At 67.2% G+C, this 22,825-nt stretch carries 20 protein-coding genes; 11 read left to right on the top strand and 9 right to left on the bottom strand.

The window, feature by feature from the left end; all coding sequences use genetic code 11:
- Window positions 1–28 precede the first annotated feature (28 nt).
- From ACIBQ1_RS21540 to ACIBQ1_RS21520, 5 genes are all read right to left on the bottom strand, one after another.
- Window positions 29–985, bottom strand: a complete 957-nt coding sequence (locus ACIBQ1_RS21540) for a zinc-binding dehydrogenase (RefSeq protein WP_397279877.1) — start codon at window positions 983–985, stop codon at window positions 29–31.
- A 9-nt stretch (window positions 986–994) separates the two neighbouring features.
- Entirely contained in the window at window positions 995–1,873 is an 879-nt protein-coding gene (locus tag ACIBQ1_RS21535; protein ID WP_397279875.1) for a hypothetical protein, read from the bottom strand.
- A 45-nt stretch (window positions 1,874–1,918) separates the two neighbouring features.
- Window positions 1,919–2,338, bottom strand: a complete 420-nt coding sequence (locus ACIBQ1_RS21530; RefSeq protein WP_397279873.1) for a type II toxin-antitoxin system VapC family toxin — start codon at window positions 2,336–2,338, stop codon at window positions 1,919–1,921.
- A complete protein-coding gene (locus ACIBQ1_RS21525) occupies window positions 2,325–2,579 on the bottom strand; it encodes a hypothetical protein (protein WP_397279871.1) in 255 nt (84 codons plus the stop codon). The genes ACIBQ1_RS21530 and ACIBQ1_RS21525 overlap by 14 nt, the downstream gene beginning before the upstream one ends.
- A 96-nt stretch (window positions 2,580–2,675) precedes the next feature.
- Window positions 2,676–4,112, bottom strand: coding sequence for an acetyl-CoA synthetase (locus ACIBQ1_RS21520; RefSeq protein ID WP_397279869.1), 1,437 nt, complete (start codon window positions 4,110–4,112; stop codon window positions 2,676–2,678).
- Between the two features lie 283 nt (window positions 4,113–4,395).
- Here ACIBQ1_RS21520 and ACIBQ1_RS21515 point away from each other — a divergent pair, with 283 nt between their 5' ends.
- The 3 genes from ACIBQ1_RS21515 to ACIBQ1_RS21505 all read left to right on the top strand — a co-directional run bounded on the left by ACIBQ1_RS21515 (window position 4,396) and on the right by ACIBQ1_RS21505 (window position 8,262).
- Window positions 4,396–5,517 carry a trypsin-like serine peptidase gene (locus ACIBQ1_RS21515; protein WP_397279867.1) on the top strand — a complete coding sequence of 374 codons (1,122 nt, stop codon included), beginning with the start codon at window positions 4,396–4,398 and terminating at the stop codon, window positions 5,515–5,517.
- Window positions 5,518–5,797: 280 nt separating this feature from the next.
- On the top strand, window positions 5,798–6,901 hold the full coding sequence (locus ACIBQ1_RS21510; RefSeq protein WP_397279866.1) for a trypsin-like serine peptidase: 1,104 nt from the start codon (window positions 5,798–5,800) through the stop codon (window positions 6,899–6,901).
- A gap of 197 nt (window positions 6,902–7,098) precedes the next feature.
- Window positions 7,099–8,262: a trypsin-like serine peptidase gene (locus ACIBQ1_RS21505; RefSeq protein WP_397279864.1), complete on the top strand. Its 1,164-nt coding sequence runs from the start codon at window positions 7,099–7,101 to the stop codon at window positions 8,260–8,262.
- A gap of 468 nt (window positions 8,263–8,730) precedes the next feature.
- Here the strand turns inward: ACIBQ1_RS21505 and ACIBQ1_RS21500 are convergent, their stop codons facing one another.
- The gene (locus tag ACIBQ1_RS21500) at window positions 8,731–9,576 is read right to left on the bottom strand and encodes a hypothetical protein (protein WP_397279862.1); all 846 of its coding nucleotides are present in this window, start codon (window positions 9,574–9,576) and stop codon (window positions 8,731–8,733) included.
- Window positions 9,577–9,976: 400 nt separating this feature from the next.
- Here ACIBQ1_RS21500 and ACIBQ1_RS21495 point away from each other — a divergent pair, with 400 nt between their 5' ends.
- From ACIBQ1_RS21495 to ACIBQ1_RS21480, 4 genes are all read left to right on the top strand, one after another.
- A complete protein-coding gene (locus ACIBQ1_RS21495) occupies window positions 9,977–10,423 on the top strand; it encodes a transposase (RefSeq protein WP_397279860.1) in 447 nt (148 codons plus the stop codon).
- A gap of 653 nt (window positions 10,424–11,076) precedes the next feature.
- Window positions 11,077–12,609 carry a trypsin-like serine peptidase gene (locus ACIBQ1_RS21490; protein WP_397279858.1) on the top strand — a complete coding sequence of 511 codons (1,533 nt, stop codon included), beginning with the start codon at window positions 11,077–11,079 and terminating at the stop codon, window positions 12,607–12,609.
- 434 nt (window positions 12,610–13,043) lie between these two features.
- On the top strand, window positions 13,044–14,570 hold the full coding sequence (locus tag ACIBQ1_RS21485; RefSeq protein ID WP_397279856.1) for a trypsin-like serine peptidase: 1,527 nt from the start codon (window positions 13,044–13,046) through the stop codon (window positions 14,568–14,570).
- 173 nt (window positions 14,571–14,743) lie between these two features.
- Window positions 14,744–16,231: a trypsin-like serine peptidase gene (locus ACIBQ1_RS21480; RefSeq protein WP_397279854.1), complete on the top strand. Its 1,488-nt coding sequence runs from the start codon at window positions 14,744–14,746 to the stop codon at window positions 16,229–16,231.
- 117 nt (window positions 16,232–16,348) lie between these two features.
- Here the strand turns inward: ACIBQ1_RS21480 and ACIBQ1_RS21475 are convergent, their stop codons facing one another.
- The gene (locus ACIBQ1_RS21475) at window positions 16,349–17,707 is read right to left on the bottom strand and encodes a hypothetical protein (RefSeq protein WP_397279852.1); all 1,359 of its coding nucleotides are present in this window, start codon (window positions 17,705–17,707) and stop codon (window positions 16,349–16,351) included.
- Between the two features lie 156 nt (window positions 17,708–17,863).
- Complete coding sequence (locus ACIBQ1_RS21470; RefSeq protein WP_397279850.1) at window positions 17,864–19,078, bottom strand: NADP-dependent malic enzyme; 1,215 nt, start codon at window positions 19,076–19,078, stop codon at window positions 17,864–17,866.
- Between the two features lie 260 nt (window positions 19,079–19,338).
- On the opposite strand from ACIBQ1_RS21470, the gene ACIBQ1_RS21465 reads away from it, so the two are divergent.
- From ACIBQ1_RS21465 to ACIBQ1_RS21450, 4 genes are all read left to right on the top strand, one after another.
- Complete coding sequence (locus ACIBQ1_RS21465; RefSeq protein ID WP_397279848.1) at window positions 19,339–20,196, top strand: ABC transporter substrate-binding protein; 858 nt, start codon at window positions 19,339–19,341, stop codon at window positions 20,194–20,196.
- A gap of 3 nt (window positions 20,197–20,199) precedes the next feature.
- On the top strand, window positions 20,200–21,027 hold the full coding sequence (locus tag ACIBQ1_RS21460; RefSeq protein WP_397279846.1) for an amino acid ABC transporter permease: 828 nt from the start codon (window positions 20,200–20,202) through the stop codon (window positions 21,025–21,027).
- Complete coding sequence (locus tag ACIBQ1_RS21455; protein WP_397279845.1) at window positions 21,024–21,767, top strand: amino acid ABC transporter ATP-binding protein; 744 nt, start codon at window positions 21,024–21,026, stop codon at window positions 21,765–21,767. The genes ACIBQ1_RS21460 and ACIBQ1_RS21455 overlap by 4 nt, the downstream gene beginning before the upstream one ends.
- A gap of 305 nt (window positions 21,768–22,072) precedes the next feature.
- Window positions 22,073–22,498: a CGNR zinc finger domain-containing protein gene (locus ACIBQ1_RS21450; RefSeq protein WP_397279843.1), complete on the top strand. Its 426-nt coding sequence runs from the start codon at window positions 22,073–22,075 to the stop codon at window positions 22,496–22,498.
- Here ACIBQ1_RS21450 and ACIBQ1_RS21445 read toward each other — a convergent pair.
- Window positions 22,495–22,791, bottom strand: a complete 297-nt coding sequence (locus ACIBQ1_RS21445; RefSeq protein WP_397279842.1) for a S24 family peptidase — start codon at window positions 22,789–22,791, stop codon at window positions 22,495–22,497. The genes ACIBQ1_RS21450 and ACIBQ1_RS21445 overlap by 4 nt on opposite strands.
- Window positions 22,792–22,825: the final 34 nt, after the last annotated feature.

The raw sequence follows: 22,825 nt of genomic DNA, 5'->3' as shown, positions 1-22,825 counted from the left end.
GAACGCCGGGAAGTAACCCTTTACTTATTCAGCCGGCAAAGACGATCTTTCCGAAGATCTCCCCTTCGGCCATGGCGGCGAACCCGTCCCGCGCCTCCGCCAGCGGCAGCACCCTGTCGACGACGGGCCGCACGCCGGTCTGCTCCATGAAGACCGCCAGCCGGTGGAGCTGTTCCCGCGTGCCCATCGTGGAGCCGACGACGGACAACTGCAGGAAGAAGACCCGGTTCAGGTCGGCGGGCGGGACCGCGCCACTGGTGGCGCCGCTGACGACGATGCGCCCGCCCGGCCTGAGCGACTTGAGAGAGTGGTCCCAGGTGGCCTGGCCGACGGTCTCCATGACCGCGTCGACCCGCTCGGGCAGCCGCGCGCCCGGCTCGAACACCTGGTCGGCGCCGAGTTCGAGGGCACGCGCGCGCTTGTCCTCGGAGCGGCTGGTCGCCCAGACCCGGTAGCCGCCGGCCCGGCCGAGCGCGATCAGCGCGGTGGCCACGCCACCGCCCGCGCCCTGCACCAGCACGGTCGAGCCGGGCTCGAGCCCGGCCTTGTCGAACAACATCCGGTACGCGGTCAGCCAGGCCGTGGGCAGGCAGGCGGCGTGCTCGAAGCCGATCCCGGCCGGCTTGGGCACGAGGTTGCGCCGCGGCACGGCCACGCGCTCGGCGAACGTGCCGTCGTGCACCTCGGACAGCAGCGTTCGCTTGGGATCGAGCGTCTCGTCGGCTCCCGTGCCGATCACGGCGTGCACGATGACCTCGTTGCCGTCCTCGTCCACGCCCGCGGCGTCGCAGCCGAGCACGATGGGCAGCCGGTCCTGCCTGATGCCGACGCCCTTGAGCGTCCACAGGTCATGGTGGTTGAGCGCGGCCGCGCGCACGGAGACGGTCGTCCATCCGTCCGGGACCTTCGGCTCCGGGTGCTCTCCGAGCGTCAGCCCGGCGAGTGGGTTGTCGGGGTCGGTCTGTGTGGCGGTTACGGCGAACATGGCCGCACCTTACTTCAGCGTGATCCGGATTCCCGCCAGGGCCTGCTTCCTGAACGGCTGCGCCCCCGTGACGGCGACCAGCACGTCACCCTTGCACACCGACTCGGCCGGCCGCCCGCGCCCCTCGATCGCCCTCGGCATGACGGCCTTTTTCCGGCAACCGGGCGTGGGCACGAGCGCGACCATCTCCCCAGCGCCGCCGCCGAACCAGAGCTGCGGCCCCGCCGGCTCCCCCTGCGCCATCTCCCCGGGCCTGGCCAGCCGCACGGGCGCCTTGGCCGACAGCACGAGGTAGCCGTCCTTCGTCTCCCTGCCCTTCACTCCTTGCGCGAGGGCGATCCGCTGCTCGAACGTCAGCCCCTGTCCCCGGTCGTACATCGCCAGCCGCCAGCGCCCGAACGCGAACAGCAGCACCTGCCCGTAGTATCCGGTGCCCGCCCGGCGGGGCCAGAGGGTGACGTTGGGCGCGTAGTTCCTGATCGGCCGGCCGCCCGCGGTCACCTCGAACTCGCCGTTGTACGGGGCGGACAACTGCCGGTACAGCCCGTCGACCCAGACTCCCTGGAAGGGCCGCACCCCCAGGTCGGCGAGACCGAGCCCGGCCGGGTAGCGCACCTCGGCCCGCACCCCGTTCGGGAACACCACCTCGATGATCTCGTCACCACCCTTGGGCGCGGGCCGGACGGTGAGGATATTCGGGGCACTTTCGATCTTGGTGAGCGACCGGATCGGCTCGGAGGTCGGGCCCGCCGGCGGTCCGGGCTCGGGATCCCGGCTGACCATCAGGCTGACGACAGGGATCAGCAGGAGCGCGAGTACCACCACCAGCCCGATCCACCGGCGGCGACCGCGCTCGCCCACCTCGATGACGTCGAACCGGTCAACCACGACGTTCCCAGCCGAGAAGTGCGGGCTTGCGCCCTTTCATCCAGTTCAGTTGAGCGGCGACCGCCAGCGCAAGCCCTGGAACCTGGCGAAATCCTTGTCGCAGGTCACAAATTCACAACCGTGCTCGATGGCGAGTGCGGCGAGGTAGGCGTCGGGGATGAGGTTGCCAACCGCGCCGGTTTGCTCGCACAGCTTGACGAAGATCTCCCAGTGTCTCGGGCCGGCGTGCACTACCACCGCATGAGGCTGGTGGCGGACGATCTCGGCAAACGTCCGCGCGGTCTCGAACGAGGTGGGGCGCGGGATGCGCGTCGCCACGCGGATGAAGCCGTTGAGCGCGAAGTCGCTCACTGCATAGGCCTCGTCGCCATGCAGAATCTCGGTGAGCACGGCATGGCACTGCTCGTGGTGCTCCATGTCACGCCGCTGCGCGTTGACGAGGACGTTCGTGTCAAGCATCCGCATGGCAGGTCCTCATAGCGCGCTCGATGTCTTCCTGCTCGAGAATCTCCTTGATCTCGGCCCAGGTCAGCTTCGGCCCTGACGCGGATCCGGAGACGGGTAGCTCGATGCGCGGCCTTTCGGCCACCTCCATGGAGCGGTTGAGCAGTTGCCTCAAGGCGTCCTCCATCACTGAGTTGAGACTGCGTCCGTTACGTGCCGCGTACGCCTTCGCCTCGTTGAGGAGCGTCTCGTCGATGCGCACCGTTGTCCTCCGCATGACTCCAGCGTCCGCCGACGACATATAAATGTCAACACCAGATAGTAGTCACACGGTCACAGTTTTTGCATCAACTTTGCGTCACCACGCGGCCACGTTGACCTTCCCGTCGGAGGACACCCGCACCACCTGCCCCACCAATTCCCGCGATTCCGCGTCCGCCATCAGCCCGGCCTCCTCCACGACCGCATAGGCCCGTCCACCAGCCACGTCCACCACGAGGACGCCCCTCTCGGCGGCGCCGTCGCGCCCGTGCGCCACCGTGTACCCGGCCACCACCCCCTCCCCCGCGCAGGCCCCCGCCAGGGGCACCTCCTCGGCCACGAACACCGGCTCGGCGCTCCCCAGCCGGCCCCCCGGCTCGCTGGACCACACCGCGTACGTGTGCTTGGTCAGATGCATCCCCACCCCGCTCACCAGCCCGTGCCCGGACTGGGCCCGCAGCAGCCCCGCCATGGTCGCCGTGGAGTGCAGGACGTAGTCGCTGGCCGGCCCGCCCGCGTACGGCAGCCCGCCGGTGACCGTGAGCCCGCGCCGGTCCAGGGGATCGAGCCCGATCGCGTCGCACGCCTGCCGCAGCGCCACCGCGAAACAGCTGTAGACGTCGAGCGCGTGCATGTCGCCGAGCCCGAGCCCGGACCGGCGGAAAGCGGCCTCGGCCACGTGCGCGATGGCCCGGGACGCCCCGAGCTCGGGCCGCGCGGCCACCTCCCAGGTGTCCTCCCCGTACGCCCACCCGCGCAGGTAGACCCGCCCTTCAGCCGGCACCCCGAGCCGGTCGGCCAGCCGCGAGCTGGCCAGGATTACGGCCGCCGCCTGGTCCACCTCCAGCACGGACACCGTGTCCCTGGTGTACGGCCAGCCGACGAAGCGGTCGCCCTTCGCGAGCTCGCCGGGGGTGCGGGCGGTCCGGCGCCAGGCGTACGGGTTCGCGGCGGCCACCTCGGTCATCGGCGCCATCATCCGGCCCCGGTCGCGCATCTCCTCCTCGATCGTGAGCCCGAACGTCGCCCGCCGCGCCGTCTCCATGATCGCGTACGTGTGCACCGGCAGGAAGAGCCCGTGGGCCAGCGCGTGCGGGTGCGGCGGGCGCTCCCACCCGTACGGAGGCTTTGGCTCGGCGGGGTGGCTCCACCGGACGTGCTCGCCCGCCCGCCGGTACGCCCTGCGCGTCGCCAGCGCCTCGGCCCCCGCGACCAGCGCGGAGTCGAGCTCGCCCGCCGCGATCCTGGCCGCCGCCTCGCCGATGAGCAGCTGCGGGGCCGTACCGCCGACCTTGGAGTACGCGCGGTGGCGCGGCGTCGCGCCCAGGCGCTCGGCGAGGCGGCCGACCGGCGAGTCGTACTGCCACGAGTCGGTGTAGACGATCTGGATCGAGTCCAGCCGCTCGGCGGGGAGCCGGGCGTCGGCGGCGGCCGCGCGGGCCGTCTCCTCCCACAGATCGAGCGGTTCGGGGCCGGGCTGCTCGCGGATGGTGCGTTGTGCGATGCCGATGAGACAGGGGGTGCGAGGATCCATGAATCCATCTAACCAGAACAAGATTCGGTTGATAAGAAGTGGCATTTGATAATGCGTGTTACCGCTGTTGCGCAAGACATAAAACGGACGTCGCGACCTGCGGAGATGCCAATTATGAATACATGCGGTTTCGCTATTTCTATAACGGAACGGAACCGGGCCATGCTTTTTCGCGTCGTTTCATGGCCACCCCCTTGCGCCATTCATTAACGTTTCGATCGTTTTCCTGGCCCACCGGGGCGCAGTACCCCGCTCTGGGCCGCCGAAAGCTGAGAGGAGCTCCATGTTTTCCCGAGCAAGGCGCATCGCGTTCCCGCTCGCCGGCCTGATGGCCGTCGGGCTGGCCGCGGGCATGGTCGGCGGCACCCCGGCCAACGCCAAGGCACCCTCCGACGTCGTTTCCCGGAACGCCGTCACCCCCGCCGAGCAGGCGGTCCAGTTCTGGACGCCCGACCGGATCAAGCTGGCCACCGACTACGACGCCGGCCTCGACCTGACCTCCAAGGGCGTCAAGGGCAGCAACGACGCACCTGACGGCCCCCCGGGATCCGTCCCGCCGATCGGCGAGGAGAAGACGAAGGCCAAGAAGAGCAAGCAAGTCAATCTGCCCAACACGGTCGGCCGCGTGTTCTTCACGCTCCCCAAGGCCGACCCGCGCGACCCGAGGAGCTGGCGGTACTGCTCGGCCAGCTCGGTCCAGGGCAAGTACCGCAACCTCGTGGCGACCTCGGCCCACTGCGTTTACGACACCGCCAAGAACACCTTCTACGACAACTGGATCTTCATTCCGTCGTACTGGGACGGCAACAATGTCTGGGAGGGCAAGGCGCCCTACGGCATTTACGCCGCCAAGACGTTCAACGCGCACGACGACTTCGTGGTGAAGGAGGATTACGACTTCGACTACGCGTTCGTCAACGTCTACAACGGCATCAAGGTCAACTGGGAGAAGGTCAACAACAAGTGGCAGTGGACGGTCAAGAACGTCGGCCGCCTCGGTGACAACGTCGGCGGCCAGGGCTTCACCTGGAACAGGAGCACGAAGCTGAACGTGTTCTCGTTCGGATACCCGGCGGGCGAGCACCCCGACGGCGACAAGCCGTTCACCGGCCGCACGATGAAGTTCTGCTACGGCAAGACCAGGCCGATGCCCGAGGCCAAGAGGTACAACCTGCAGGAGCACATCGGCTTCAAGTGCGCCTTCACCGCCGGCGCGAGCGGCGGGCCGTTCCTCTACAACTACAAGAGCGCGTCGCGCACCGGCTACCTGGTCGGGGTCAACAGCGTCGCGTGGGACACCGACGCCAACGACCGCTACGACTACATCTCGTCCCCGTACTTCAACACCGACACCTACAAGGTCTACAAGGCCGCCGCCAACCGCTGGACCGGCAACTTCCGCTGATCGAGGTGGCACCCTGGGCCCCGGTTCCGCTCGGAACCGGGGCCTTCCACTGAGGCGTGCGTCACTTGGTCAGGCGCGGAATGAGTGCAATTCAACAAGCGCCTACACCCGCTCCGACCTGCGGAAACAACCACTCACAATGATCATTTAGAGATCTGTCTGACGATGTCCTTATAGTGCACGGTGCACTCTTGATCAGGTAACGAATCTCTATCCTGGCTGCAATACCACCAGTACATCTGGAAAAATCCACCGTTACGACCCCAAGAAAGGCTATTTCATGATCCCCCGGGCCAGGCACTTGGTGGCGGCTGCGCTCAGCAGCGCGCTGCTGCTGTCGCCTGCCTTCACGGGGATCGCGAACGCCGCGCTCGACAGCAAGGTCTTCGCCGTCTCGCTGGCCAAGACCGCGGCGGACGTCAAGCGGGTCGCCGACTACTGGACACCCGACCAGCTCAAGAAGGCCGACAGCTACAGCCCCGCGACGCCGGGCGCCCAGGCCGCCACCCCGGCGCCCTCGGCCTCCACGCAGGCCTCCAACCCCGCCACGCAGGCCGCGACCACCGTCACGAGGGCCGTCGCGGCACAGGCCGTGGCGCCCGTGCTGCCGCGCAAAGGCTCGGTCGCCAGGACCATGGGCAAGGTCTTCTTCCGGTTCGGGGACAAGGAGTACTGGTGCTCCGCCAGCGCGGTCGCCGCCAGGAACCGCAGCGTCGTCGCGACGGCCGGGCACTGCGCGTACGACCCGAGGCAGGCCAAGGCGGCCGATTTCTGGATCTTCGTCCCCAACCCCGGCCCCAACGGCGAGACGCCCGACGGCATCTACGTGGGCTCCTCGATCAGCATGCACGAGGACTGGACGGGCAAGGGCGACTACGACTTCGACTACGCGTTCGTGACCGTGCACCGCGGCTTCAAGTGGGAGGCCAAGGACGGCCGCTACGTCATGAAGGACGTGGGCCGGCTCCAGGACAACGTCGGCGGCCAGGGCATCGAGCTGAACAAGAAGCCGACCACGTACACGGTGGCCGCGTTCGGTTATCCGGCCGGCGCGCAGCCCGACGGCAGCCGCCCGTTCGACGGCAAGCGCCTGGAGATGTGCAAGGAAGGCCCCACCCGCTGGACCTCCGCCGTCAGCCTCGACCTGCAGAAGGGCGTGCAGCTGCTGGCCTGCGACTTCAGCCCGGGCGCGAGCGGCGGCCCGTGGCTGATCGGCTTCAACAAGGAGCGCTGGTACGGCTACCTCAACGGCGTCAACAGCCTGACCTGGAACAGGGACGCCAAGGGCTCGTACGACGCGGTGTCGTCTCCCTACTTCGACACCACCGCCGGAGAGGTCTACCGGCGCGCCGCCGCGCAGACCACGCCGCCAAATGTGACCTAAATCACTGCAACCGTCCGGTCACTGCCGGTGATCAGCGGTTCCCTTGTCTCGGCAAGGTCACGACGCCCCCTTGGAACGTTGACATGATCTACCTGAAATTCACATAGGCATAGTCAAACCGGTAAGTTCCGGGCTGTCCGTTTGCTGAGTTATGGAGGTGCATGAGGCGCCTCATGTCAGCGCAACCTGGAGTTACCTTGAAGCGAATCCTTCTGCCCGCCGGTGGGGCCGTCCTCGCGACCGGCCTGCTCGCCGTAGGTCTGACCGGTACGGCCCAGGCCGACGGCGACGTCTCCCACGACCCGATGGCCAACAACACCGCCGAGGCCGCCTCCGTCGCCTCGTTCTGGCTCGCCTCGAACGGGGCCGCGCTCCGCCAGGCCACCCAGTACACCTGGGACGCGAAAGAAGTCCGCAAGGTCGTCTCCAAGGGCGGCTACAGCCCCGACGGCAAGCCCGGCACCACGGCACCGACCGGCGAGACGAAGTCGATCGGCAGGGCCCAGAACGTGAACATCCCCAAGACCGTCGGCAAGGTCTTCTTCGTCGACGGCTCCGGCAAGTTCCGCTGGTGCTCCGCGACCTCCATCCAGTCGAACTACCGCAACCTGGTCTCCACGGCCGGTCACTGCGTGTACGACACGGACAGCGACACGGCGCTCCTCGACAACTGGGTCTTCGTCCCCGGCTACTACCAGGGCAAGACCCCGTTCGGCATCTACGTGGGCAAGCAGGCCTTCACCCACTACGACTTCGACACGTACGAGGACTACGACCGCGACTACGCGTTCGTCACCGTCTACAACGGCATCCAGTTCGAGCGCGTGAAGCAGGTGGACCGCAAGGACTACCAGGGCTTCACCGGCCCGAAGCGCGCGTGGGGCGGCCGCTACTACCTCCTGCTGTCCAAGGACGCCGGCCGCCTCGGCGACAACGTCGGCGGCCAGGGCTTCTCCTGGAACCAGCCCACCGGCAAGCCGGTCCGCGCCTTCGGCTACCCGGCCGCTCCGCACCCGGACGGCAACAAGGTGTACAGCGGCGTCACGCCGAAGAACTGCTACGGCACGACCACCGCCAAGGCGGTCGGCGCCCCCTGGCTCAAGATCGAGGAGCACATCGGCCTCAAGTGCGCCGTGACCCCCGGTTACGACGGCGGCCCCTGGCTCCAGAACTACAGCAACGGCAAGCGCCTGGGTTACGTGAACGGTGTGACCAGCACCTTCGCCGACCAGGACGGCAACGACCGCATCGACTACATCACCTCGCCCTACTTCGACGGTGAGACGGCGGCGGTCTACAACGCGGCCAAGAACGTCTGGTCCGGCAAGATCGTCGGCCCGAACGGCGAGCTGTACAAGTAAGCCCTTCCAGGGGAAAGGCGAGGGCCTCGGCACCCCCGAGGCCCTCGCTTTGTACGTCCGGGGGCCCAGAAGCACGGTCTTCCGCCTTGAGAGGCGCTACGCGCCATAGAGCTCCAGACAGCGCCTCCCAGGGAGCTGACGCCCCCTTCGACCCCCCGAAACCCCGCTCGCCATCCCCACCCGTTGCCTGGTTACCGGCTTGGCCCGCTGGAGCCCGCCCTGAGCGGACCTCGCTAGCGCTCGGACTGTCCGGTTAGGGCTCCGCCCAGGCGAGGCGCTCCCGCCCCTCGCGCACCCCGGCGTGAGCCATGTGAAGACCAGCCACCACCTTTGACCATCGAGTCGAACCAACAAAGTTGGTAAGCCAGCACGGTGGAAGAGATCCGCCTCGCCACCCATGCAGGCCCCGTCGCCGGGTGAGGGATGCAAGCGTCCTCGCAAGGGCGCCCACACGCGCCGATGCTGGCACTAACTCTGCTGCCCGCCAGCTTCGTCGAACAGCTCCTCAAGGGCCTGGGCGGTGGCCGCGCGGGTGGTCCAGGTCTCCAGTTGCGCAAGATCGGTGCACGCGGTGATACGGGCTCGTACGTCTTCTGGAACATCAAAGCCGCGGGCGGCGAGCACCAGCAGGACCGCCCTGGCCTCCCCTTCCGCCTTGCCTTGTTCACGTCCACGGCCGAAGTGTTCGCGAGCGAAGGGGGTGTAGACGGGCCAGTCGGTGGACGTCATGATCTCCTCCATGAGGCGGCGTACTTCTGGCGTGGCCATGCTGTAGGCGTATTCAGTGTACTTCAGAGCGTGATCGTCGTCGGTGTCGGTCAGCGCCGCGGCGAATGCTTCGACCACCTTGCGGTCGCGGCCGTGGACCATGACCGACATGGCCGCCAACCCCAGGTGAGCGGCGGCCTCCTGGGGATCGGTGAAGGCTGGAATGCCGTCCGGCCCCAGAACCAGGGCCTGCAGACGGTAACCGGTCAGCCCGGACTCGATCGGCTGCGCATAGTGGGCGGCCGTCGTACGGTCGGGACAGATGACCAGGACCGTGACATCGCAGCCCAGCATCAGCCACAGAACGGCGGCATAGCGGGCCAACTGCCGGGGAACCTTGGACTTGTCCTGCTGGATTTCCACGATGATGGCATGCGCGGGATCTTGCGATGGCCCCAGGACAAGGACCATGTCGGCGTGGATGTCGTCGGAGCGACGGGTATTGAAGGTGGTGTTCTCCAGCCGGACCAGCGGGGTGTCGGGCAGTTCCACCCCCATGAGATCACGCAGGATCTCCACCGCTAGCTCGGGGCGATGCTCGAACATCTTGACGAGGGCGTCATGTCGGGGGGACCGCATGGCACCCATTGTCACATGTCGAGTACGCAAAGTGACGAGAGTCGGCATCAACTCATCGCATGGATACACGACTCCAGGACCAGGACGAGCCTGCCGGTCAGCAGCTGCCGCCCCTACCTACTCCCCGCCTCCACAACCGCCTCACCGCCGGCGCGGCTGACAGACTCGGCACGAAGGTCCTTCCAGCGTACGTAGCCCGTCATGATCTCATAACTCACGGCAAAGCTCAGGCCGACTACGCCACACTGGCCGACGGCCTCCGCCCACTCACCGTATCCACGGCTACTCCACGCGGGATGTGACACTTTGTCCGCCTCTCGGCCCGGTCCGTCGTGGAGCCTCCTTATACCTGCGGCCGAGGATCGCCATGAAGATCTTTTTTGGATCTGCTGACACAGAGTATTTGCCTTGTCACGATAGGCGCATGCATCGAGGCGATCTGACGAACGCCGAGTGGGAGCGGCTAACGTCACTGCTACCCCCGGGCGAAAGGCACGGGGAGCGGTGGGATGAACATCGGATGATGATCAACGGTGTGCTCTACCAGGCCAGGACCGGACTGCGCTGGCGCCATCTGCCCGGCCGGTTCGGCTGCTGGGTGACCATCTACCGGCACCACCGCCACTGGACGGCCGACGGCACCTGGCGACGCCTGCTCACCGCGATCGAGACCTCCGAGGACGCCCCGATGACCGACGGCGGCCCCGCGGCCCGGATCGCCCGGCACCCGCACCAGGAAGCCCTCGAATGCGATCCGGTACTCCTGAGCCTGCGCACCCACCTGGCGGCAGTCGTCAGACGGAGGGACGTCTAGTCCCTGCCATACCTACTTGACGGCGAGACGCGCGTCCGGCCCCGGCCCAGCCGATAGCCGGCACGACCGGCTCGCCTTCCTCCGGCGGCCGAGGCGCACCCCAACGAGTTCCTCGCCCGCCGACACAGCACACTGAGGCGCCCCCGGGCGCCCCAGTCCAAATAGGCCAGGCCATGGGTCTCTCCCCCACGACCTCACCCCTGGCGCTCGACAGCCGTCCTCGCCGCCCCTCCTCCCGGCGAGGACGGCCTCCTTTTTGGCATCCGCAGGGGCCCGATGGCGCCGCTCGGACCCCCCACAGCCCCAACCTGAAGATCTCCTGTGAGGATTGGAACGAGTTAGACGGACAAGGCGTCAATCCGGTTCCTGTGATCTGAGTCACGTTTTGACGGCTACAGTCGGTGGCGGGCTACTAACGGCACTCGGGTCCCATCAGCCACAACCCCTCTATACCCAGCGAAAACGTAACTATCCAATCACCGGATGCGAAGATCTCTGACAGATAACAGCACGGTAACGGCGGTAAGGGCGGCTACCGGATTGCCCAAACCGGGTTCCACCTGCGGAGATCACCACGCTATGTTCCTTGCCATCCCTTTACTGACGCATGGGACGCAAGTTTGCGACCCACGACAGAGCAAGGAGCAGTTCCCTTGAAGCGCATCCTCCTCCCCGCCGGTGGCGCCCTCGTGGCTACCGGCCTTCTGGCTGCCGGCCTGGCCGGCACCGCTCAGGCCGACAGCGACGTCGCGTCCGACCCGATGGCGACGAGTGCGGCGAACGCCAAGGCCATTGCCGAGTTCTGGGCCGACAACAACGGCGCCGCCCTCCGGGCCGCCAAGGAGTCCAACAACTGGGACAAGAGCGACGTCGCGAAGCTGCAGAGCAAGGGCGGCTACAGCGCCGACACCAAGCCCGGCTCGACGGCGCCGATCGGCCAGGAAAAGAAGACGACCGTCAAGGTCCAGAACGTCAACATGCCGAAGACCATCGGCAAGGTGTTCTTCGTCAACAGCAAGGGCGAGAAGAAGTGGTGCTCCGCCACTTCGATCCAGTCCCAGTACCGCAACCTGGTCGCCACGGCCGGTCACTGCGTGTACGACACGGCGACCAACTCGGACGTCCTGTCCAAGTGGGTCTTCGTCCCCGGTTACTACCAGGGCAAGACGCCGTTCGGCATCTACGTGGGCAAGCAGGCCTTCACCCACTACGACTTCGACGTGTACGAGGACTACGACCGCGACTACGCGTTCGTGACCGTGTACAACGGCGTGAAGCTCGGTGGCGGTACCCCCAAGCAGGTCTCCAAGGCCGACTGGGACAAGTACACCGGCATCAAGGACGCCAAGGACGTCGAGATCAGCCGCGAGGAGTTCTTGAAGGGTCAGCTTGACCCGACGAGGACCGAGGCGTACTGGGTCAAGGAGGGCACGGCGCCTGAGGCGACCGGTCCCGACTACCCGGGTGCCGCGGTGGGCAAGGTCGAGGTCACCGAGGACGTCTACAAGGACGCCAAGGTCGGCAAGGGCAACGGTTTCAAGTTCGGTGAGCCCGTCACCGAGATCGTCACCGACGCCGAGGCCGCTGCCTACAAGGCGAAGCAGGGCGACAAGCCCACCGACAAGTACCCCGCCAAGGTCGTCAAGGACGAGCGCGGCAACTGGACGATCACGCACTACTACGTCCAGCAGTGGTACAAGCCGGGCTCGGAGGCCAAGTACTACAAGACCGTCTTCTTCATCGTCGAGGGCTTCGCCAAGGACGCGGGCCGTCTCGGTGACAACGTCGGCGGTCAGGGCTTCGCCTGGAACCAGCCCACCGGCAAGTACGTCCGCGTGTTCGGCTACCCGGCCGCTCCTCACCCCGACGGCAACAAGAACTTCACCGGCGTGACTCCGAAGTGGTGCTACGGCAAGACCACGAAGAAGCTGGTCGGTTCTGCTGCCAAGAAGATCGAGGAGCACGTGGCCCTCAAGTGCGCCTTCACCGAGGGCGCCGACGGTGGTCCGTGGCTGTACAAGTACAGCAACAGCAAGCGTCTCGGTTACGTGAACGGTGTCGTGAGCACCTTCAACGACCAGGACGGCAACGGCCGCGTGGACTACATCTCCTCGCCGTACTTCGACGGTGAGACCAACGTGGTCTACAAGGCCGCCGCGGCCTCGTGGTCCGGCAAGCTTGTCTGAGGTAACGGATAGCGACCGGTCTTAGACTGTTCGTACATACGTTCCCGCGAAGGGCCCGGCATCCCGCCGGGCCCTTCCGCGTTCCCGCCAAAAGTGAAGGGCGTTTGGACGCACGGCACGCCCAGACGGTGCCATCAATCCAATGTGATCTGCGTCACATAGCCTTCTCGACCATGATCCAGAAGGCGCTCGGGCCCCACAGATCGCACTGACAACTTCCTTATGTTGATCAGGGCAAACGGTCCCGAAGTCAGCTTTCCTCGACTCCTGCGCATCATCCGTTTAAACATCACAGAACGGTCACGCCCGGCTTGTCGCCTCTTTTCCTGTCAAAGCGGCTACCCGCGAGCAAGATCCACACTGTATGTTCCTGGCTATCCCTTTACTGACGCATGGGACGCAAGAGGCGTTCCACGACAGCGCAAGGAGTTACCGTGAAGCGCATCCTCCTCCCCGCCGGTGGCGCCATTCTGGCCACTGGCCTTCTGGCCGCCGGCCTGGCCACCACGGCTCAGGCTGACGACACCGTCTCCGCCGACGTGCTGGCGAGCCAGCAGAAGGCGGCCGAGACGCTGGACTTCTGGTCCAAGTCCGACTACGCGGCCCTCAAGCAGGCCGTTGCCTTCAACCCCGACGCGCTCGAGGTTCAGAAGATCTCCTCCGGTGGTGGCTATACCTCGGACACCAAGCCGGGTTCCACCGCCCCCATCGGCGAGGAGAAGAAGGCCACCATCAAGGTTCAGAACGTGAACCTGCCGAAGTCCATCGGTAAGGTTTTCTTCGAGGGCCGCGATGGCAAGCTCTACTGGTGCTCCGGCACCTCGATCCAGTCGCAGTACCGTAACCTGGTCGCCACGGCCGGTCACTGCGTCTACGACATCGCCGGCAACGACGAGGTCGTGTCCCGCTGGGTGTTCGTCCCCGGTTACTACCAGGGCAAGGCTCCCTTCGGTCTCTACGTGGGCAAGCAGGCCTTCACCCACTACGACTTCGACGTCTACGAGGACTTCGACCGCGACTACGCCTTCGTCACCGTCTACGACGGCATCGGCGGCACGCTGAACAAGCCGAAGCTGGTCGACTGGAACGCCTACAAGGCGTACCAGGGCGAGAAGTTCGTCAAGGACGTCACGGTCACCGAGGACGAGTACAAGAAGGGCAAGCTCGACCCCAAGACCACCGAGTACTACGACGTGGACCCGGGCAAGGCCGACGAGGCCTCTGGTCCGGACTACCCCGGCGCGGTGGTTGACCGCTTCGAGGTCAGCAAGGGTGTCTACGACGCTGCTGCGGTCGGCAAGGGTCAGGGTTACAAGTTCGGCGAGCCCATCGTCGAGAACGTGACCTACCAGGAGGCCTGGAAGTACCTCCAGGACAAGAAGAAGAACCCTGGTAAGTTCCCGGCTGAGGTGAAGCTGGACGAGAAGGGCAACTCCACCCTCACGCACTACTACATTCAGAAGTGGTACAAGCAGGGTAAGGTCGCTCGCTACGTCCGCCTCGAGCCGTACATCGTCGTCCACGAGGTCAAGAGCGTTGGTCGCCTCGGCGACAACGTTGGTGGCCAGGGCTTCGCGTGGAACCAGCCGTCCGGCAAGTACGTCCGCACCTTCGGCTACCCCTACGGCCCGCACCTGGACGGCAACAAGCCGTTCACCGGTGTGACGCCGAAGTGGTGCTACGGCAAGACCGCCAAGAAGGCTCTGCTGATCCCGTCCAAGAAGGTCGAGGAGCAGCAGTCGATGAAGTGCACCGTGACCGCCGGCTACGACGGTGGCCCCTGGCTGTACAAGTACAGCAACGCCAAGCGTCTCGGCTACGTCAACGGTGTCACCAGCCTCATCGCGGACACCGACGGCAACAAGCGCTACGACACGATCACCTCGGCTTACTTCGACGGTGAGACCAACGTCGTCTACAAGGCCGCTGCGGCCTCGTGGAGCGGCAAGCTCATCCCGTAGTTCGCTGCGGATCGGAACGAAGACTTGTTCGTCGTTCTTTAGCAATACCGAAGGGCTCGGCATCCTGCCGGGCCCTTCGGCCTTTTGCTGAGAAATCTGGTTATTCCCCTTACCAGAGTGACCAAAGGGTCGATAGGGTCTTTACACCCTTTTTGACAACTGTGGAGCCTCCCGTGAAGCGCCTGCTCATCCCCCTGGCCGCCGCCTGCCTGAGCGCCGCCGCCCTCGCCGTCCCAGCCACCGCCGCACCGAGCTGGGCGACCGACAATCTCGAGCCCAAGCCGGCCGACGCGTACGGCGCCGCCTATTTCTGGCTCGACTCCAATGGAGCCGCCCTGCGCAAGGCCACCCAGTACAACCTCGATGTCAAGAACGTCTCCAAGCTGGTGTCGACGGGAGGCAAGGGCGTTCCTGACGGCAAGCCGGGCATGACCGGCCCGACCGGTACCACCAAGCCGACCGTGTCAAAGAACGTCAACCTGCCCAAGACCATCGGCAAGGTGTTCTTCCTCGACAAGTCCGGCAAGTACCGCTGGTGCTCGGCGACGTCCATCCAGTCCAGGAACCGCAACCTGGTCGCCACCGCGGGCCACTGCGTCTTCGCGAACGGCAAGGAGGACGTCTACGACAAGTGGATCTTCGTTCCCGGCTACTACCAGGGCAAGGCGCCCTTCGGCGTCTACGCGGGCGCCTACGCCTTCACCGCGTACGACCTGGACACCTACGACGACTACGACGGCGACTTCGCCTTCGTGGCGGTGCACAACGGCTTCGGGCTGGCGGGCGAGAAGGAGGTCTCGCGCGACCAGTTCAAGGCGTGGGCCGGTGACAAGTGGGTCAAGCCGCGCGAGATCAGCTCCGCGGAGTTCCTCAAGTGCCAGCTCACCCTCGGCGACTGCTGGTCGGAGGGCGAGGACAAGCCCAGCGACCTCGTAGGGCCCGACCACCCCGACGCCGTCCTGGAGAAGCTCGAGGTCAGCAAGTCCGCGTACGAAGCCGCCAAGGTCGGCAAGGGCCAGGGCTTCAAGTTCGGCGAGCCCATCGTGGAGCAGGTCACCAAGCCTCAGCAGGACGCCTACAAGGGCCCCGGCACCACGGGCACCGACAAGCTGGGTAACTACACCATCACCCACTACTACACGCAGAAGTGGGTCAAGCCCGGCACGTCGCGTAAGTACTACGAGGCCCACTACATCATCGGGATCGCCAAGGACATGGGCCGGCTCGGTGACGTCGTCGGCGGGCAGGGTGTCGCCTGGAACCAGCCGCTCGGCCAGGCGGTGACCGCGTTCGGCTACCCCTCCGCCCCCCACCCCGACGGCGACCGCCCCTTCACCGGTGTGACGCCTAAGTGGTGCTCCGGCAAGACCGCCACCAAGAGCTACCAGGTCAACACGTTCAGGGTCGAGACGCACCAGCTGCTCAAGTGCTCGATGACCCCCGGCGCCGACGGTGGCCCGTGGCTCATCAAGTACGACAACAACAAGCGCACCGGCTACGTCAACGGCGTGACCAGCCTGTTCCACGACAACGACGGCAACGGCCGGGTCGACTACATCAGCTCGGCGATCTTCGACGGTGAGGTGGCCGACGTCTACAACAAGGCCAACTACGCGGAGACGAAGAAGATCGTCGGCCCGAACGGCGAGCTCCTCCAGTAGCCGACCGCACGAAGGTAGCGGACCGTACGAAAGTTGCGGACCGTACGAAGGTAGACCACCGCACGAAGAAGGACGGCCCGGGCGCGCTCACGTCGAGCGCACCCGGGCCGTTCCACGTCACACCGACGTGAGCTCGCGCGTCCGCTCGCGCAGCGCCAGCACGGGCCGCTCGTTCTTGTACGGCTCCAACCGCCGCCGCAGGTCGGCCGCGTACGACCGCGACCGGGCCGACTGCAGCTCCCCCGCCAGCATGAAGGCGGTGCCCGCGGTCGTGCACGCCTCCTCCAGCTCCCCGCACTGCAGCAGCCCGGCGGCCAGCAGCGACAGGTTGAACATCCGCCCGCGGACGTAGCGGGAGTCCATGTCGAGCGAGCGCCGGGCCTGACGCACGGCCCGCTCTCCCTCCCCCAGGTCACGGAAGCAGTGGGCGAACTTGGCCGACAGATAGGCCTCGTCGAAGTAACTGAGCCACGCGGGCTCGTCGGCGGGCCTGCGGGCGTCGAAGGCGCGCTCCGCCTCGTGCAGGGCGGCCCCGCAGGACCGGGCGTCGCCCAGGCCCGCGTGGGCGTGCGCCTCCAGGACGTGCGCGGAGGCCAGGAGCGTGTGCACGCCGGCGCGGCGGGCCGCCATCTGGCCGGCCCTGGCCAGGTCGAGGGCATGGGAGTGCTGGCCCATGTAGATGGCCTGGTGTGCCATGCCGGCCAGGATCTCGCCGCCCAGGGTGTGGTCGTCGGCGCCCCTGGCCAGGCGCAGCGCCTGGATGAGGTAGCGCTGGGCGAGACCGTGCTGCTCCATGTCGTACGCCATCCAGCCGGCCAGGCGGGTCAGCTCGGCGGCCGCGGCGGCCAGCCGGCGGCCGGTGGACTCGCCGTACTGGCCGTCCTTGAGCAGCGGCGAGACGGCGGTGTCGAGGTATTTGATCACGGAGGAGCGGACCCGCCCGCTCCCGAAGCGGTTGTCGAGCTCCCCGAACGATCGGGTGACCTCATGGATGGCGGCGATGTCCGCGCGGCCCACCCGCCGCGCGCCCGTGCCGCTCAGGTGTCCCCCAGGAGGGGACGTCAGCCAGCGGACGGCTCCCACGGAGCCCGCCCCTATCGCGAACGTCGAGTCGATCAGGAACCTCCGTCTCTCCACGTCGGCCCGCCAAAGCGCCGTCACGGTCGCGACCCCCTCCTGCCACGTGTGCGTGAACTCCTGCCCGAGATCGAGGGGTGTGAGGATCGCCGGCATTCCCAGATCTTCCGAGGTAACCGGTCGGCCCAGCCGCATCGCGAAGATCTCCGCGAGCAGGTAGGGCACCGGGTCACGTGGCCTCTGACCACCGATCCAGCGCAACACTGAGCTGTGGTCGTATTTGAGGCCCGGAGTGCCACGGGCGGCTCCCCAATCGTTCAGGCACCTGGCCAGTCCCTTGTGGGAGAAGCCCGCTTCCGCGATGAGCTGCTGCAGCGGTCGGTTCGGCTCGCGTTCCATCGCTCTCCTCATCACAGGAGTGGGCGCCCACACCTTACAGAGAGCTACTGTTATAGCACCTTGAGTAAAGGTTTCAGGCCGGTTCTCAAAGGACACCCCAACTAATGGCGAACGGGGGCCTCCCTCAAGTAATCGGAAGGCCCCCGTGCGAAGAGGTCAGCTACGGGCGACGCCGTCCACGCGGGCCTGGGTCGCGACCGCGGCGGTCACGGCGGGCGCGACGCGCTCGTCGAACGGGCTCGGGATGATGTACGTCGGCGAGAGGTCGTCGCCGACGACCCCGGCCAGCGCGTCGGCCGCGGCCACCTTCATGTTCTCGGTGATGGCGGACGCGCGCACGTCCAGGGCGCCCCTGAACACGCCGGGGAACGCCAGCACGTTGTTGATCTGGTTGGGGAAGTCGGAGCGGCCGGTGGCCACGATCTTGGCGTGCCTGGCGGCCGCCTCGGGGTGGACCTCGGGGGTGGGGTTGGACAGGGCGAAGACGATGGCGTCGGGTGCCATGGAGGCGATGGCCGCCTCGGACACGGTCGATCCGGACAGCCCGACGAACACGTCGGCGCCCGCCAGCGCGTCCTCCGTCGAGCCGGTGTGGCCGGCGCGGTTGGTGTCGCGGGCGAGGGCCTCCTTGACGGGGTTCAGACCCTCACGGCCCTCGTAGATCATGCCCTTGGAGTCGGCGACCGCGATGTCGCCGATGCCCGCCTCCAGGAGGATGCGGGAGACCGCGACGCCGGACGCGCCCGCGCCGGCCACGACGGCGCGCAGGTCGCCGAGCGAGCGCCCGGTCAGGCGGGCGGCGTTCTTGAGCGCGGCGAGGGCCACGATGGCGGTGCCGTGCTGGTCGTCGTGGAAGACGGGGATGTCGAGCAGCTCGCGGAGCCGGTCCTCGACCTCGAAGCAGCGCGGGGCGCTGATGTCCTCGAGGTTGATGCCGCCGAACGACGGCGCGAGGCGCACGACGGTCTCGACCAGGGCGTCGACGTCGGTGCAGTCGAGGCAGATCGGGACGGCGTCGACGTTCGCGAACTGCTTGAACAGCAGCGCCTTGCCCTCCATGACCGGCATGGCGGCCGAGGGGCCGATGTCGCCCAGGCCGAGCACGGCCGTGCCGTCGGAGACGACGGCGACCACGTTGGAGACCCAGGTGTAGTCGTTGGCCAGCTCGGGCGTGTCGGCGATGGCGGTGCAGACCCGGGCGACCCCGGGCGTGTAGGCGAGGGAGAGGTCGTCCGCGTCGCGGACGGGAACAGTGGAGCGGATCTCGAGCTTTCCTCCGCGGTGCAGCGCGAAGGCCGGATCGAGATCGAGCTTCTCGACGGAGACGGAAGCAGAAGCGGGCGTGACAGCCACAGCGACCCCTGTAGTCATCGGGAGCGGAAGTAACCTTCGGCGAACGAGCGCGAGCGGGCTGGCTTCGGTAGCTGCCAGGATCCCCTCGTCAGTCGTCTCAGAGGGGTACGGGGGTCACCCGTCTCCCTATCGTGCCACATGCTGAGATGGGGTCGGTCTCAGTGCCGACGCCGTTCCGTTGACGCATCGTTAAATGTCTGATGACGGAGCGGTGCAAAACCCCATTTAAACTGCACAAAACGCAAGTTTCATTGCTTTTCAGATCGAGGAGGCCGTACATGGCCCTCAGCCCCAAGGGCCGCCGTGGCTACGCCGCCGGCGCGCTCGCGTTGACCGCCGCCCTGACGCTGACCGCGTGCGGGAACAGCGGTGGCGCCGGCACGAGCTCCACCACGAGCGCGAGCGCCTCCGCCGCCGGCGGCGCCCAGCTGGTGCAGCCGGGCAAGCTCACGGTCTGCACGAACATCCCGTACGAGCCGTTCCAGTTCAAGGACGCGAGCGGCAAGATCGTCGGGTTCGACGTGGACATGGTCGACCTTGTCGCGAAGAAGCTGGGCGTGACCCAGGAGATCGTGGACATCGACTTCGCGGTGATCAAGAGCGGCGCCGCCATGGCGGCGAAGAAGTGCGACCTGGCCGCGGCCGGCATGACGATCACGCCGGAGCGCAAGGCGAACATCGACTTCTCCGACCCGTACTTCGACGCCACCCAGGCGCTGCTCGCCAAGAAGGGCACCGGCGCGACGTCGCTGGCCGACGTCAAGGCCAAGAACCTCAAGCTGGGCGCCCAGGCCAGCACCACCGGCCTCGACTACGTCAAGAAGCAGGGCTTCGACCCGACCGAGTACGCCGACTCCGCCAAGGAACTGCTGGCCCTGCAGGCCGGGCAGGCCGACGTGATCGTCCAGGACCTGCCCGTGGTGCTCACCTGGCTGAAGAAGCCGGAGATCGCCGCGAAGTTCGAGCTGATCGGCAGCCTGGACACCGGCGAGCAGTACGGCCTCGGCCTGAAGAAGGGCGCCGACCCGGTGCTGCTCAAGACGATCAATGAAGAGATCGCCAAGTCCAAGCAAGACGGCACCTACGAGAAGATCTACATGAAGTGGTTCGGCAAGAAGCCCGGCGAGCTGGGCTGATCCATGGCCGACCAGCCGAAGACGGCTGAGCCTGCGCACGCCGGGCTCAGCCCTCGGAAGAGACAACGCGTCATCCGCGGCGTCCAGTACGCCGTCCTGGTCGTCGCGGTCGTCGCGCTCGTCCTCTACGCGGACTGGACGAGCCTGGCGGAGAACTTCGCCAGGCCCGACATCGCGGAGAAGGCCTTCCCCGAGCTGTTCACGATCGCGTTGAAGAACACGATCATCTACTCGGTGGGCGGTTTCTTCTTCTCCTTCGTGTTCGGCCTCGTGCTCGCGCTCATGCGGCTGTCACAGGTCCGCCCCTACCGCTGGATCGCCGGCATCTACATCGAGATCTTCCGCGGGCTCCCCGCGCTGCTGATCTTCCTGCTGATCCTCTTCCTCCCCATCGCGCTTCCCGGGTTCGAGGTGCCAGGAGGCAAGTACGGCGAGGGCATCCTCGGACTCACCCTGGTCGGCTCGGCCTACCAGGCGGAGGTCTTCCGCGCCGGTCTGCAGGCCGTGCCGAAGGGGCAGACCGAGGCGGCCAGGTCGCTCGGCATGTCGGCGACCAGGGCGCTGTTCACCGTGGTGATCCCGCAGGCGGTCCGCATCGTGATCCCGCCGACCACCAACCAGTTCATCGCGCTGCTCAAGGACTCGTCGCTGATCCTCTTCCTGGGGGTCTCCGGCGAGTACGTGGAGCTGGCCAAGTTCGGCAACGACCTGTCCTCCGAGCAGTCCAACGCCACGCCCATCATGGTCGCCGGCGTGACGTACCTCATCGTCACGATTCCGCTGGGCTACCTGGTGCGGCGGCTGGAGGCACGAGCGGAGAGGGCGCGATGACGCACGCCGTCGAGATCAGGGACCTGCACAAGCACTTCGGCGCCAACGAGGTGCTCAAGGGCATCGACTTCACCATCGACCCGGGCCAGGTGGTCTGCGTCATCGGCCCGTCGGGCTCCGGCAAGTCCACCCTGCTGCGCTGCGTGAACCTGCTGGAGGTGCCCACCAAGGGCAAGGTGTTCGTGGAGGGCGTCGAGCTCACCGACCCCGACGTGGACATCGACGCCGTACGCCGCCGCATCGGCATGGTCTTCCAGCAGTTCAACCTGTTCCCGCACATGACCGCGCTGCAGAACGTGATGATCGCCCAGCAGCGGGTGCTGAAGCGGGGCAGGAAGGAAGCCGAGATCGTCGCCAGGGAGAACCTGGACAAGGTGGGCGTCGGCGCCAAGTGCGACGCCTACCCGGCGCAGCTGTCGGGCGGCCAGCAGCAGCGGGTGGCGATCGCCAGGGCGCTGGCCATGAACCCCGAGCTGATGTTGTTCGACGAGCCCACCTCGGCGCTCGACCCCGAGCTGGTCGGGGACGTGCTCACCGTCATGCGGAAGCTGGCGGAGGAGGGCATGACCATGCTCGTGGTCACCCACGAGATGGGGTTCGCGCGGCAGGTGGCCGACCGGGTGGTGTTCATGGACGGCGGCGTGATCGTCGAGGACGGCGAGCCGGCGCAGGTGATCGGCGACCCGCGGCAGGAACGCACGCGCACCTTCCTCCACCGCGTCCTGCACCCCGAGGAGTGACCCGTGCGGGGCGCCCGCCTGGTACGGGGAGCGCCCCGCCCACCGGGCTCCAGCGCCCCAGCACGCGTCGCAGCCCCACCCCGGCGCCTCGTGGCCTCAGCACACGTCACGGCCCCGCCCCGGCGTCTCGTGGCCCCAGCACGCGTCACGGCCCCGCCCGGGCGTCTCGTGGAGCCCGGGGGCGCGCGCCGCGCCTGAAGCGCCGTCTCAGCCGCGCCTGACCGCACTTCTCGAAGCCCGCCCGCGGCTCGCCCACGGCGGAACCTGGGCCATGGCCGCCGGGACCCGTGATGTAATACACCCGCATGGACCTCACCTCTTACGCCGAGTGGGCCGTCCGGCTGGTCAACGATCCGGACCCGCCGCCGGAGCTGAGGCCGCTGCGGGACGAGCTGGCCGCCGCGTTCGACGGGGCCGACGACGAGCGGGCCGTGGCGGAGCGGCTCAACGCCCTGCTCGTGCGCTATCCCGTACGCCCCCAACTCACCGACCACGACGGCGGGGGCTGGCACCTCCACCTGGCCGACGACTCCGCCGCCTGCGCCGTCATGGGCCTGGCCGCGGTCGTGGCGGAGCTGGGCGCGGACCGGCTCGGCCGGTGCCAGGAGCCGCACTGCGGGAAGGCGTTCCTGGACACCTCGTCCAACCGCTCCCGCCGCTACTGCTCCGCCCGCTGCGCCAGCCGCGCGAACGTCGCCGCCTTCCGCGCCCGCCGGCGCACCGGCTCCTAACGCCGCCGCCGCAGGAGGGGCCAGTAACGCAGCACGACCCGTCCCACGATGTCGTGGACCGGCCCGAAGTCCCAGCTGTCCCGCCGGCCACTGGCCCGCTGGTTGTCGCTCTCCAGCCACCACCCGTCCCGCCCGTGCCACTGCGCCCGTTTCACGATGAGCCGGCCGGGATCGCCGGGAAGCCTCGCCACCACGAGATCGCCCGGGTGGACGGTGGCGCCCCGCCTTACGAGGAGCCAGTCGCCGGGAACCAGCGCGGGGCGCATCGAATCGCCTTCGACACGCACTCTCATGGGCAATGACCCCCTACTCCGCAGGCGTTCGGAC

This window comes from Nonomuraea sp. NPDC050153, assembly GCF_044460125.1.
Taxonomy (GTDB): Bacteria; Actinomycetota; Actinomycetes; order Streptosporangiales; family Streptosporangiaceae; genus Nonomuraea.
This window is presented reverse-complemented; position numbering and strand designations above follow the sequence as displayed.